Annotated in this window: 8 protein-coding genes and 1 riboswitch; of the genes, 5 read left to right on the forward strand and 3 right to left on the reverse strand. The window is 37.1% G+C overall.

The window, feature by feature from the left end:
• Positions 1-89 precede the first annotated feature (89 nt).
• Positions 90-2,012, forward strand: a complete 1,923-nt coding sequence (locus tag AO843_RS12265; RefSeq protein ID WP_054611385.1) for an ABC transporter substrate-binding protein — start codon at positions 90-92, stop codon at positions 2,010-2,012.
• A gap of 138 nt (positions 2,013-2,150) precedes the next feature.
• On the opposite strand, the gene AO843_RS12270 is transcribed toward AO843_RS12265, so the two are convergent.
• On the reverse strand, positions 2,151-3,443 hold the full coding sequence (locus tag AO843_RS12270; protein WP_054611386.1) for a hypothetical protein: 1,293 nt from the start codon (positions 3,441-3,443) through the stop codon (positions 2,151-2,153).
• Between the two features lie 747 nt (positions 3,444-4,190).
• On the opposite strand from AO843_RS12270, the gene AO843_RS12275 reads away from it, so the two are divergent.
• Positions 4,191-5,351, forward strand: coding sequence for a response regulator (locus AO843_RS12275; RefSeq protein WP_054611387.1), 1,161 nt, complete (start codon positions 4,191-4,193; stop codon positions 5,349-5,351).
• 55 nt (positions 5,352-5,406) lie between these two features.
• Here AO843_RS12275 and AO843_RS12280 read toward each other — a convergent pair whose 3' ends face one another.
• A complete protein-coding gene (locus AO843_RS12280) occupies positions 5,407-7,044 on the reverse strand; it encodes a hypothetical protein (protein ID WP_054611388.1) in 1,638 nt (545 codons plus the stop codon).
• Positions 7,045-7,299: 255 nt separating this feature from the next.
• Between AO843_RS12280 and AO843_RS12285 the strand changes: the two genes are divergently transcribed.
• The 3 genes from AO843_RS12285 to thiC all read left to right on the forward strand — a co-directional run bounded on the left by AO843_RS12285 (position 7,300) and on the right by thiC (position 12,658).
• Positions 7,300-9,402 (forward strand): methyl-accepting chemotaxis protein, encoded by a 2,103-nt coding sequence (locus AO843_RS12285; RefSeq protein ID WP_054611389.1) that lies wholly within the window; start codon positions 7,300-7,302, stop codon positions 9,400-9,402.
• Positions 9,403-9,615: 213 nt separating this feature from the next.
• Entirely contained in the window at positions 9,616-10,545 is a 930-nt protein-coding gene (locus tag AO843_RS12290) for an AEC family transporter (protein WP_054611390.1), read from the forward strand.
• 77 nt (positions 10,546-10,622) lie between these two features.
• Positions 10,623-10,737, forward strand: a riboswitch (TPP riboswitch).
• Between the two features lie 142 nt (positions 10,738-10,879).
• Complete coding sequence (thiC, locus tag AO843_RS12295) at positions 10,880-12,658, forward strand: phosphomethylpyrimidine synthase ThiC (RefSeq protein ID WP_054611391.1); 1,779 nt, start codon at positions 10,880-10,882, stop codon at positions 12,656-12,658.
• A 237-nt stretch (positions 12,659-12,895) separates the two neighbouring features.
• On the opposite strand, the gene AO843_RS12300 is transcribed toward thiC, so the two are convergent.
• On the reverse strand, positions 12,896-14,401 hold the full coding sequence (locus tag AO843_RS12300) for a catalase (protein ID WP_054611392.1): 1,506 nt from the start codon (positions 14,399-14,401) through the stop codon (positions 12,896-12,898).
• Positions 14,402-14,674: the final 273 nt, after the last annotated feature.

The raw sequence follows: 14,674 nt of genomic DNA on the forward strand, positions 1-14,674 counted from the left end.
CGCTATTGTTGTTAGAAAAATAATATTGAGAATGATTATCAATTATAATAAACTTGGAGGTAGTAATAAGTTGGAAGGAATGAATTAGGATGCTACCAAAAGAGGAGTTTCTATTTCTTTGGAATCATGCAGCGATTAAAGTACTCGATATACGATATGAGCTTATCAAACCCGAGGAAATTGGAAAATTATATAAATTACCTGCTAATATGTTTCTTTATACCACAGGTGGTGGTGCGGAAGTCAAAATCGATTTAACAAACTATACACTAGAGGGCTTTCATCTCATTCACGGTGGAAAGGGCTCCACTCTGCAAATTGTTGCAACCGACAAAGGGTTTGAATACTATATGATATTTTATCGGGCTTCGATCCCCTTAACCTCAAATAAACTGATAGCAAGAGTCATACAAAGCAATAATCCTTTCAACTATCAATATAGTCTTGTACCTAACTCACCAATTACCATGTTTGAAAAAATACATTATATGTATATAGAATGGGAGAATGCAAATAATCTCGGCAAATTCACCATTAAATCGTTATTTTATCAATTATTAAATGAGATTTTCATGCAGTTAGATCAGGACAGTGTCGACATTCAAAAGTCGAATGTTTCTAGTCAAATTAAAGCCTATATAGAAAAAAACTATGCACAGCCATTAACTTTAGAATCAATTGCAAAGGCATTACGTTATAGTCCATCTCATTTATCCATTCAATTCAAGCAACAAATAGGTTGTAGTCCGATTGAGTATTTAATTCAGCTGCGTATTGAAAAGGCTTCTGTTTTGCTTGAGCAGACAAACGCTAGCTTACGCGATATCGCAATGGGTGTCGGCTATAGCGATGTCTATTATTTTAGTAGACTATTCAAAAAGAGAGTAGGCGTTTCACCCACAAAATTTCGTCAAATGGAACAGGTGAATCGTCTAGTAAAAGATAGTCCTTCAATGTCTGAAAGATACTCCATTGTCGATTGGAACTTCCAAGATTATATTGAGAATGGTTATCAATATAAGGGAAGGAAGTATGAATCGATGAATAAAAGAGGATTATCAACTATTGCAACACTCTTTCTATGTTTAACACTTTTATTAAGCGCTTGTAGCAGCGGAGCATCTACCAATATAGGAGGTGGAGAAAAACAGGCTTCTACTACACAAACAGCCAGCGAATCACAAACAAAAATTGTATCCACTATGAAAGGTGACGTTGAAATACCTGTTAACCCTGAGCGAGTAGTGGTGATGTATTATACAGGTGATGTCCTAGCTTTTGATGTGACACCAGTGGGCTCCTCCAAAATACAAGAGGGAGCAGCATTTGAGGAAGAATTAAAAACAGTTGAAAGTTTAGGTGAATGGTTCGAACCAAATGTCGAGGCAGTGATTCAATTAAAACCTGATGTCATCATAATCCCAAGTAAGGAAGAACTTTATGATCAAATGCAAAAGATTGCACCTACTGTCATGATAGACTTCTCAACATCACTAGATGAACGTTTAACGAAAATTGGTGAAGTGCTAGGGAAAGAGAAAGAAGCAAAAGAGCTTTTAGCTAATTTCTATGCAAAAGTAGAAGACAGTCAAGAAAAGTTAAAAGAGGCAGGCATTTTAGATAAAACGGTTAGTATTATGGAAGGTGGCAAAGGAAAAATGTCAGTTGTGACTAGTTACACCTTTGGACGTGGTTCGCAAGCTTTATACGAGTATTTAGGAATGAAAGCCCCTGATATTATTCAACAGAAAATGGAAGACAAGGCTAATACCCAGGAGGCGATGGATGTATCCCTAGAAGTATTAACGGAGTATGCAGGAGATTATGTTTTTCGATCATCTTATGAAGGGATGGTAGATTTAACAGACCATCCAGTTTGGTCTTCTATTCCAGCTATTAAAGAAGGAAGGCTTATTGAGATTGATTTTGGTTTTTGTTACTATAACGATATTTATTCATTAACAAAACAGTTAGATTTCATCGTTGAACGTCTATTAGCTACAATAAAATAAAAATGAATGTGCCCCATAATTGTTTGTCCATTTATGGGGCACATTCATTTTAGAGACACCTCATTAGATGAGAGGTCTAAAAAGATGGCACTATAGAAGCCAACATAAATCGTTGCTATCTTTAGTGCCTTAAAGAGTTTAATTTCTAATGATTTGGAATGTCCCAGGAGTAGTTGTTTGGATAATATGACGATTTCCACTTACGATGAAATCGGCGAGTACTCGCTTGCCAAAATCATTTGTGCGGTAGATGGATGAATTTGCTGATAAACCTTCGATAATAACTTCCATATTTGCATCGAATGTTACTGGTTCTTTATTTAGTGTTGCCTGGAGTGTAACACGATTTCCCTTTTTTGTTACTTGAATGTCCATTACACCTTCATCCTCATTAACTAATGTATAAAGCGGAGGGATGATAATAGTCATTTTGTCTTTTGTTGTTAGAATAAAGCGTTCCGTATCAATCTCTGATCCAGCAACATTTATTTTGGCTTTATAAGTGTTTTTGCTTTTTGTCATAGCCGTAGTTTTGCCTGGTATAGCCGCTATATCCGATAGTACAGGTGTTTTAGGTACGTTATCTTTTGTAGGGAGTGTATATTTCCCTTGTACAAAATCAACTAAAGTCCAGACATTTGGCACGAGTTGCTGTTGTACAGGTGTTAAAGCTTCAAAAGCTGTTTTGACTACCTGTACATCCTGGACAGTGGATGTCTTTGGCGATAATGCGGCAATTGCGTTTTCAACTTCCTTGGCAGCAGCCTTATCTGTCAAAACAAGTTGTTCAGCATCAAGGAGAAGCTGTTCAACACCCACGGGTAAAGACACATTCGAAAATTTGCGCAAGGCATTCAGCTCTGCTCTGGCATCGGCTACATCTTTATGAAAAGTTAGGCGTGATGAATTAATTAGTCGGATTTTATTAACCACTTTATCAACAGTAGTATTGGGCGCGATATAGGATGTTAATATTTTTTGCGCAGATGTACTAACAAAAGATTTTTGTGCTGCATTTAAGGTATTATACCAATCTCTCGTTTCAATAACATTTTGATAATAATTAACAGATGTAGATTCTACGGAATTTAACTTTTCCTCAATTTGTGCAGCTAGTTTACGATAAGAGATTCTTGTCTGTTGATGTGCTGACAATGTGGAATAGTTCGTCACATACTGTTTTTCTAATTCCGTTAAAGCATTGTAGGCCTTAAGTGCTGCCTCTAAATTTGTTTGGAAGGTAGCGGTTGTATTGTTTATATTGTTAATCATTTGCACAACATTCGACACGTTAGCACTGTAGTAAGAAGTATTGTATATGTATGCCATATTTGTATGTCCAGTCATATCAGCTGCAGATGCTGGTGCACTATAAAGAAGCGAAGGGACTGCCACTAAAGATAGCAAGGCCAACTTTTTTTTGTTATTCATACGGTGAGATGCCTCCTATTTTATTATTTGAAACAAAAATATATCCAAGATCTGGTGTTATATCAATTTTATCATAGCCTAGGTTTTTTTTATGCATTTTTTGGTTGAATAGGTAGATTGGTTATATTTTTATAACGAGGAACATATAACTTCGGTACCTATAAAAGCAACAGGACTTGTAAAGTTAATAGAAATATAGTGAGAAAAACAGGTGATGTGAAGACTGGCATTGCTTTAAAGGTCCTTAGAAAGGAAACTTCACCCAAAATGCGTGGTGTTTAAATCACTCTTAATTAATGAAGGTGGGAAAGAGCAAATGGAGAATCAAGACGGCTGCAGACTAGGCTTCCTTGTGAGCCTAGTCTCTCTTGATAGATAAAGCGGATAGAATTAAAAAAGTGATGGATAAAGTCACTAATCTGACGGATAGAACTCAAAAAGTGACGGATAGAGTTCTGGAATAGACGGTTAGAGCATGCTAACTCAATCTTCCCATGTATCGCTGCGACTTCGTCTGAAATATTGGTAAAATTCAACCAAGTAAATCGGAGAAGTGTAAGAAAACAAAAAAACAAACCAACAATTATAAAAATTGTAAGTTTTTTGGATAATATTTTCTTTTTCATTATAAATAATAGATTTCGACAAATAGGCTTATTTATCCTTCAAAAGTAATGGTCTCTCTATCAATTCTTTTAAAAAGTAAACGATAATAAGTAAAGGAATAGTTTTTAAGGAGGAGTATAGATGAGAATCGTGCTAGTAGATGATGAACATTTACCATTAACGAGACTAAAAACCTTACTTGAAAAAAGTGATGTCTCGGAGATTGAAATAGTTGGAGAATACACCGATTCTCTAAAAGTGATAGAAGAGATACAGAGCCTACAACCAAATGTTGTATTTTTAGATATAGTCATGCCTGATATGGATGGGTTAGCATTGGGGGAAAAAATTCAGGAATTATTGCCGGATGTTGAAATCGTTTTTACAACAGGGTTCGATCAATATGCAATAGATGCCTTTAATTTACATGCCATTGATTATTTATTGAAGCCAGTACAAATTACACGTTTAGAAAAGACCTTAGAACGTCTTGAACAAATTAATAATAAACGTAAAAAAAGTATGGCTAAACATACGATTATTAATTTATTTGGAGGAATCAATGTTATTTCGCCAGACGGTCAAACACAAATTATGAAATGGCGAACATCCAAAGCAAAGGAGCTATTTGCTTACTTGCTCAATCACCGTGATGAGATGATTTATCGTGATACCATTTTAGAGTTATTTTGGCCAGAGTCTGATATAGATAAAGCATCCAAACAGCTTTATACAGCCATTTATACAATACGCCAAACATTAAAAAACTATGGGATGGATGGCGTCCAAATTTCGAGTCCTTTACTCAACTCAGGTTATAAACTTTTGGTTGAAAATACTGTTGTTGATGTAGAACAGTGGCTGTCCAACTTAAAATCATTACCATCTATACAACTTGCGACAGTGGATGAGCATGAACAAGTATTCCAAATGTATACAGGCGACTATTTAGGAGATTGTGATTATCTATGGGCAGAAAGTGAGAGAGAACGCTTAAGGCGGCTATGGTTACACCATGCCCATCAGCTAACTGATTTTTATATAAAAAATGAAAACTATCCTGCGGCTATAAAAGTACAGGGAAAAGTTCAAGCACTGTTCGCTGATGAGGAGGAAAACTATTTCACCTTGATGAAGCTTTACGATTTACTAAATAATACAGTGGCTGTCCAGGAGCAATATTGGCTATTAAAAAAAGCGCTCAAGGAGCATTTGGCAGTGGAGCCAAGTGAGGAAACTGAGGATTGGTATCAAAGATGGAAACAAGAAAGTACCATAACGAAAGTGAATTTTTCGAGGTAATTATACAATTTAATATAAGTAGAGAAGGACTCTGCACAATGCAGAGTCCTTTCCATTAGTTTTGTCTTAAACCAGGAGATTTCATATTGTTGTAATTGGTAATTGCGATAGTTAAATTTTCATAAGCATTTGATACTTCTGTTTGAGTAGCATAATAATTGTTAGCAATTGTTTGTGCTTGATCAATATAAGATTTTAAGTATTGCCAATCTGATAAGGAAGTCCATTGCGAGTTAGAAGGTATATCATAACCACCATTAGAGGAAATCTCTACCTTCCCGTTGAACGCTGATGTAATAAGGGTTTGTAAATTTGTTTTATCCATATTATACCCATTATTACCATACTTATAAGCATTTTTATATGTCCAAATGGCGTTGTTTAAATTATTGGTGGCGTTGGCAATATCAGTTTGAGTGGCATAATAATTATTAACGACTGCTTGAGCAGTTGAAACAGCAGAATCTATTGTGTTCCTCTCAGCTTGCGTTGTCCAAGGTGTATTGTAAGAAACTTCTGAGCCGTTCCAAGAAATTGCCACATATGGAACAGAATTAATTAATGTCTGTAGGGATGCTTTATCACCATAGCCATATTTTGTGCCACTTTTCTGAGCTGCCTGGTAGACTGCTAGCCCATTTTTGTACTGTGTAATAGCATTCTTCACTTGTTCTTGTGAGGCACTGTTGTTGTTTGCTACAGTTCTTGCGCTTGTTACTACAGACTCAAAAACATTACGATCAGCCTGAGTTGTCCATTTGTCAGTTGTTAAAATTTCATAACCGTTTACTGAAACTTGTACATAAGGTGGTGATGCTAGTAGTGTATTCAGCTCTTTTTTATCAATAACGGGTAGGGTAACAGAGACGTTTTTATCGTCGACTTGTACTTTACCAACCTGATGGCTCGAATCTAATGCTACTTTTGAGCCACCTTTGACAACGATTTGTTCAATTTTGCCCTCGCCATAAAGGTTGAAATCCTCTTCCACATCTATCGTCAGTTTTTCCACATTTGCCATCACATCAAAAGATAGAACTTTACCAACTACGTCAATTTTTGAAAGCGCTTGGTCAGAAGATACATTCACTTTCGTACGTGCCAAATTGATATTGGATGATTTCATATCTTTTAACGTAACATACAGCCAGTTTGCTTTCTTTGTTATAAGAGGTTTTAGCGTAATTGTATCACCCACGGCAACATCATCAAGTGTAATGGCTTTCTTCACTCTGCTTGTAATGATCAATTGACCATCAACTGTAACATCTTGAATTTTTACATAATCTGCGTTTACAGTAAGGTCGCCAGAGATTTGAGCGTCACCTCCGTCGAAGTATAACGACTTTTTGCTCGTGCCGGCTTTGTTTAATGTTAATGATGTCACGTCTGTAATTTGCCCATTTTTTACGACAATCGTTGCTAATGCATTTGTTAATGCCATTTTATTTGAATTATCAAAAAGTGGCTTTAAATCATTGTGGATTCTGAATGTACCGTTTGAAGTTATAACCGTATCCTTTGTAATATTTCTTATTGTTACTGATTCACCTGTTACTTTTACTGCCGCTACCTGAGCTTCATATAAATTTGATTGATTTAGAGAAGAAGAGGCATGTGCAGTGGACACAGGTAATACTAGTGTCGCTGTAATAGCCGTGGCCATTAATGTTGATAGCGCTTTGTTTTTCATGTAAGTCACTCCAATCATCTTATTTAATAGCTAATATATCATATTCTTCTATAATTTAGAATTCAAAGTGTATGTTTTACTATAGAATGAAATTTAAATAAGTCATAAGTCCCTTTAATGGAATAATAAAAATTTGTTAATATATCCGCATTTATCTCTATATTTATGTAAATATCTACTTTATTCGCTAAATATTTTATTGTGATACGACCATTCATCCTTTATGATTATTTATAAAAAGCGGGGGTGTTTGTGATGAAGAAATCGAGAGGAATTGCATTGAAACTATCTTCCCTAATAATAGGATTATTTCTAGTTTTATTTTTATCCTATACAGTGACAACGGGGATTATCATAAAAAAACAAAGTGTCAAAGACGCAGAGTATGGAACATTGCAAACAGCTGAATCTTCAGCAGCTATAATGAGCGAGCGCTTTAAAAAAGCCAACACGACTTTACAAACAACCAAAAGAATAGTTGAAAGTATGGAAAAGAATAAGGCTCTATCTACCAAAGGCATTTTAGACATAATGGAAAGTAATTTAGCCAATAATGATGATTTACTTGGGGTAGGAGCTATCTTTGAACAGGATTCTATTATTGTAGATCCAAATGATAAAGCTACTTTAGTAGATTTCAAAAAACGTTTTGGTCCTTATCTAAGCAAAAATGGAAATGAAATAACGACCACTCTACTTGAAGGTGTAGACGATAAAAATCTTTCTCAATGGTACTGGGTGCCAAAAGAAGAGGGACGAACAGTTTTAACTGAACCCTATGAATATAGTGTAAACGGTCAGTCCGTGCTAATGACAACAATTTCTGTACCATTAGTCAATGCTGCAGGGGAATTTTTCGGTGTATTGACAGCGGATGTATCCATTGATTATTTAAATGAGCTAACAAAGTCTGTTGCACCAGAAGGTGGATACGCTGCAATTATCACAAATAGTGGTGTGCTAACAGCCAACAGTTTCGGTAAAGAGTTGGATGGACAAAACATGCAAGAGGAACCTGCTTGGACAAGTATAAGTAAGACAATGGAAAACGGCGAACTAACAAGTATGTACATCGATTCTAATCAACTGAAGGACAAGGCCTATAATGTGTTTGCTCCAATGATTTTAGAGGACATTGACGAAACTTGGACTGTTCAAATCGTGTTAGCTGAGTCAAAGATTTTAGAGACGTATAACCATGTATTTGTCTATACGATTATCGCATCCATTATTATGGTAGTTTTGATGACTGCTGCAAGTGTACTATTCATTTACAAACAGTTAAAACCGCTCAAGTTTTTACGTGCGTCTATTGAAACAGCGGCAGCGGGTGATTTAACGCAAAAGGTAGAGGAGAAATATATTAAACCTGATGAGATCGGAGCAGTTGCATTGGCCTATAATAACATGCTGGATAAAACCAATAGTGCTATTAAAGCCGTATTAAACTCCACGACTTTATTGAACCAATCTTCAAACCAGGTACATGAAGCATTTAATGAAATAGTGTCTTCGAGTCAAGAAGTATCAGTAGCCATCAATGAAATTGCACAGGGAGCATCGAAGCAATCGGAAGATACAGAAGAAACGAACTATCGCATGATGGATTTATCTGATCAAATCGACACTATTACTGGACTTTCAAATGAAATGGACAAGCTATCTCACAAGACAAGTGCGACAACAGAAAAAGGGATGCAAGAGGTTGAAAGTTTACACGAACGTAATATAGAGACAAACGAGATGAATGGCCGTATTCAACAGCAAATGGAATCGCTAGCCTCTAATATTGCGAATATTAATCAGATCATTGCCTCCATTCAAAGCATTTCAGAGCAAACGAATCTCTTAGCTTTAAATGCAAGTATCGAGGCTGCGCGTGCTGGCGAACATGGAAAAGGTTTTGCTGTCGTTGCTGAGGAAGTAAGAAAGCTAGCAGAGCAATCAAAAAGTGAAACAGAAATTATTAAGAGTACTGTAGAAAGCATCCTAGAAAATTCTCAGCAAACAGTTGCTGTTATTGAATCGAATGCTGATTTAATGCAAACTCAAAATGAATCTGTACAAAGCACACAACTGGCCTTTAAAGATAACAGTGACTTGTCACGTGTAATTGCAACTTCCATCAATGAACTAATGGCTCAGCTATCTACTATGTTAGAACATAAAAATCAAGCAATTATGTCGATCCAAAGTATTTCAGCTATATCAGAGGAAACAGCGGCCTCTGCTGAACAAGTAAGTGCTTCTGCAATGGACCAACAAGCAGAGTTACAAAAAGTAGCGGAGTCTATGCAAAACATGAACGATATTTCAAATGAACTGCAAGAGGTCGTTAATCGATTTAAGCTTGCATAAAAGGGAAGGCTGCCTAATTAGGGCAGTCTTTTTTTACTTACCGAAAGCGAAGTGTCAGGTAAAGATGACTCCCCATCAATTAGGCAGTAGATGAATGCTACTTTGTTTTTAAAACGCTCGCTGAATTTTGCTAATTGTTTAGTATGTGAAAGTAAGTGGTATTGACCTAGCGGAATATCAACACTACTATAAGTAGGGAAGGGGGACATCGAAATGATGTATCTCGGAATGATTTTCTTTCAAATTGTTGCACCTATTTTAGTGTTACTTGTACTAGGTGCTATCCTACAAAAGAAATTTCGCTTTAACTTAAAAGCATTGTCTCAGCTTATTACATATTGCTTTATGCCAGCTGCTGTTTTTATAAATTTATATGAAACGAGTGTAAAGCTATCTGTCCTGGGAGAAGTCGGATTGTTTATTGTGCTTTTTATCGGCAGTCAAATGCTACTCAGTCATTATTTAGCCAAAGGGCTTGGATTAGTCAAAACGGAGGCAGCTGTTTTTAAAAATAGTGTAGTACTCATTAACTCTGGAAATTATGGCATTCCGGTAGCTCAAATGATTTTTGTAGCACAACCTATAGGGGTAGCCATTCAAGTTATACTTGTAATCTTTCAAAACATGACAACTTACACATATGGTTTATACAATTTAATTTCTTCCACTAAATCGGGCATGACGATTATCAAAGATTTTATAAAAATGCCCATTATTCATGCGTTAATAATTGGTGTAGCGTTGAATTATTTTGATATTGGTATTCCGCAGTTTATTAAAATACCAATAGACCATGTGGCAGATGGTTTTATTGCCGTAGCATTAATCACTTTAGGCGCGCAATTGTCTCAGCTTGAGATCAAAGCGATGTTTAATAAAACAGTCTTCGTCAGCTGTTTGACACGATTAATTATTGGACCAGCAGTTGCTTTAGTCATTATTTTTTTGCTTGGTTTAGAAGGTGTTGTGGCACAATCACTTTTTATAGCTAGTGCTTTCCCAACATCCCGCAATAGCTCTAGTCTAGCATTAGAATATGATGTGGAATCGGCAACAGCTGCACAGACCGTTTTATTTTCAACCATTGTGAGCTGTATAACGGTAACTATTGTGATTTATATAGCTGAAGTATTGTTTACTTAGTTGGATAGAAGTTAAAAATATTTAAATAGAAACTTCCATCTCTTAGCAATATCTGCTACACTAGCATCAAACTGAATAGTATTAACTAGGGGAGTCTGATGAGTCAGGCTGAGAGGGAAACGCAAAGAGGTTTCTTGACCCTTTGGACCTGATCTGGCTCATACCAGCGTGGGAAAGTTAAGAAGCTATTGCATTTTTATGTGCAATCAATAGACCCTTTACATTCATGGCCGGATCCAAAAAAACATTTTGGATTCGGCCTTTATTTATTTGTTTGTTGGGGTGAGCTAGATCGGTCCTTACTTAAAATACATTTAAGGGAGAGAAGTAGCTCATGTCAGCAATTAGTGAAAAGAATATTACGATTATGTCCAGCTTTGAAGGAAGTAAAAAAGTATATGTAAAAGGATCACGACCAGATATTTTAGTACCTATGCGTGAAATTGCATTAAGTCCGACAACTGGTAGCTTTGGGGATGGGGAAAATGCCCCTATTTGGGTATATGATACGAGTGGACCCTATACAGACCCTGCCTATCAAGTAGATATTACGAAGGGTTTACCAGCTTTAAAAAGTGCCTGGATACAAGAACGAGGGGATGTTGAGGAATACGGGGGGCGTACTATTAAACCTGAGGACAATGGTTTCCGCCGCACTGATGATCCACGTATCCATGAAAATGTCTTTCCTGAATTGGTGAGAAAGCCTTTACGTGCAAAAGAGGGCAAAAATGTCACACAGCTTCACTATGCTCGAAAGGGAATTATTACACCAGAGATGGAGTTTGTAGCGATACGGGAAAATATGGAACCTGATTTTGTACGTTCAGAAATTGCAGCAGGACGAGCTATTATGCCTTCTAATATTAATCATCCTGAGGCAGAGCCAATGATTATAGGACGTAATTTTCATGTGAAAATTAACGCGAACATTGGAAATTCTGCAGTAACATCCTCGATTGCAGAGGAAGTCGAAAAAATGACATGGGCAACACGCTGGGGTGCTGATAATATTATGGATCTATCGACTGGTAAGCATATTCATACAACGAGAGAATGGATTATTCGAAATGCCGCAGTACCAGTTGGAACGGTTCCGATTTATCAGGCATTAGAAAAAGTAAATGGTGTGGCTGAGGATTTAACGTGGGAGGTATACCGTGACACGCTTATTGAACAAGCGGAGCAAGGAGTTGATTATTTCACAATTCACGCAGGTGTTCTTTTACGCTATGTACCCCTTACGGCGAACCGTGTGACGGGCATTGTATCCCGTGGTGGATCGATTATGGCGCAGTGGTGTTTATACCATCATCAAGAGAACTTCCTCTATACTCATTTTGAGGAAATATGTGAAATTATGAAAACTTATGATGTAGCCTTTTCATTAGGAGATGGCTTACGCCCAGGTTCAATCGCAGATGCTAACGATGAAGCGCAATTTGCAGAGCTTGAAACACTAGGTGAGCTAACGCAAATTGCATGGAAGCATGATGTCCAGGTAATGGTTGAGGGACCAGGTCACGTTCCGATGCACCTGATTAAAGAAAATATGGACAAGCAATTAGAGGTTTGTAAGGAAGCGCCATTCTACACATTAGGCCCATTGACAACAGATATTGCTCCGGGTTATGACCATATTACATCTGCTATTGGGGCGGCAATGATTGGTTGGTTTGGTACAGCAATGCTCTGCTATGTGACACCGAAGGAGCATCTAGGTTTACCTAATCGTGAGGATGTTCGAGTAGGGGTTATTACTTATAAAATTGCAGCACATGCTGCAGATTTGGCGAAAGGACATCCGGGTGCACAACAACGGGATGACGCCCTGTCAAAAGCGCGTTTTGAGTTCCGCTGGCGTGATCAATTTAACCTATCGCTCGATCCGGAACGTGCAGTAGAATATCACGATGAAACATTGCCAGCAGAGGGTGCCAAAACGGCGCATTTTTGCTCAATGTGTGGCCCTAAATTCTGTAGTATGAGAATTTCACAGGATATACGTAATTATGCTAAAGAAAAGGATTTAAATACAACAGAAGCAATCCACCAAGGCATGAGGGAAAAAGCAGAGGAGTTTAAAAAAACAGGTAGTCAAATTTATCAATAATGAAGTACAAGGCTTGTGTCGATCAACTAGACACAAGCCTTATTTATAATGATTCACTACCTCTAAAGTGGAGGTTAGCCGAATTAAAATTAATGTCTCTAGCAGATGCCACAAATTTGAAGCGGGCAGTTTGAATGAGTTTGGAAAATCGCAATTGATACATAAAAAAAGCTCCATGTGAATGATCAATTCACATGGAGTAAAAGTTGGATTTGGATATCAATAATAAGTGGAATATTAAACGTTTGTTGTTTGTTTTACGTATGGATTTGTAAGATCCATACCTTCTAATGAAAGACCCATCGCTTTTGCGACACCTTCACCATATGCTGGGTCAGCTAAATAGCAGTGAAGAATGTGACGACGTTTGATGAATTCTTCAACAGAAGCCATATCATTAGCTGTATTTTCGAATAGACGTTGTTTTTCTTCTACAGTCATTAGACGGAAAAGCTTACCTGGTTGCTCGAAGTAATTGTTATCGTCTTCACGGAAGTCATGAATACCTGCATGACCATCAATGCGTAACTCAGGTTCTTTATGGTCTAAATTATGCTCCCATTCACCATAGCTATTTGGTTCATAGCCTAATGTTGAACCAAGGTTGCCATCAAAACGCATAGCGCCATCACGGTGGAAAGTACGGAATGGACATTTTGGTGCGTTAACAGGAAGCGTATAGTGGTTTACGCCTAAACGGTAGCGTTGTGCATCCGCGTATGCAAAGATACGGCCTTGTAACATTTTGTCAGGTGAGAAGCTAATACCAGGAACGATGTTAGATGGTGCAAATGCAGCTTGTTCAACTTCTGCAAAGTAGTTGTCCGGATTTTTATTTAACTCAAACTCACCTACAGGAATTAATGGGAAGTCTTTCTTATACCATACTTTTGTTAAGTCAAATGGGTTGTAGGGCAGCTCACGAGCTTGCTCCTCTGTCATTACCTGAATATACATTTTCCATTTAGGGAAGTCGCCTTTTTCAATTGCTTCATATAAATCACGTTGTGAAGATTCACGGTCTTGACCGATTACCTCAGTTGCCTCAGCACCTGTTAAATTTTTAATGCCTTGCTCTGTACGGAAGTGGAATTTAACCCAAACACGCTCATTATCAGCATTGATAAAGCTATATGTGTGAGAACCAAAACCATGCATATTACGGTAACCAGTTGGAATACCACGGTCGGACATTACAATTGTCACCTGGTGAAGTGCTTCTGGTAATAGAGTCCAGAAATCCCAGTTAGAATTGGCATTTTTCATATTTGTACGTGGATCACGCTTTACCACGTGGTTTAAATCTGTAAAGTGTAATGGGTCGCGGAAGAAAAATACAGGCGTATTGTTCCCTACTAAATCCCAGTTACCTTCTTCTGTATAGAACTTAAGGGCAAAGCCACGAATATCGCGTTCTGCATCTGCTGCACCACGTTCACCAGCAACTGTGGAGAAACGTGCAAACATTTCTGTTTTCTTGCCGACTTCTGAGAAGATTTTAGCTTTAGTATATTGAGTAATATCATGCGTTACAGTAAAAGTACCAAATGCACCTGAACCTTTAGCGTGCATACGACGTTCAGGAATCACTTCACGATTGAAGTTTGCTAATTTTTCAACTAGCCATACATCTTGAAGTAAAAGAGGGCCACGTGGACCTGCTGACATAGAGTCATGGTTACTTACTACTGGAGCACCACCTGCTGTTGTAAAACGACGGCTACGATCATTTGCGTTTGTCATATTAGTTTACCTCCTGAAAAAAATGTAAGTCAAACTCTTCGTCTATAACTATAACAAATATAAAATAGAATTGCTAGTACATTATAATAATTATCGTTAAAGAATTTTTATATTAAAATACAAACTATAATTATATGCGCTGGATATCCCTTTTATGCATAATATTCATCTGAAATCTGGCTTTAAATAAACTAGATATGAAAAATAACGATAAAGTAAATGAAATGAAGTATAAGATTTGACGATATGCTAAAGAGCTTTTATTGAAAATGA

The organism is Lysinibacillus sp. ZYM-1, from assembly GCF_001308875.1.
Taxonomy (GTDB): Bacteria; Bacillota; Bacilli; order Bacillales_A; family Planococcaceae; genus Lysinibacillus.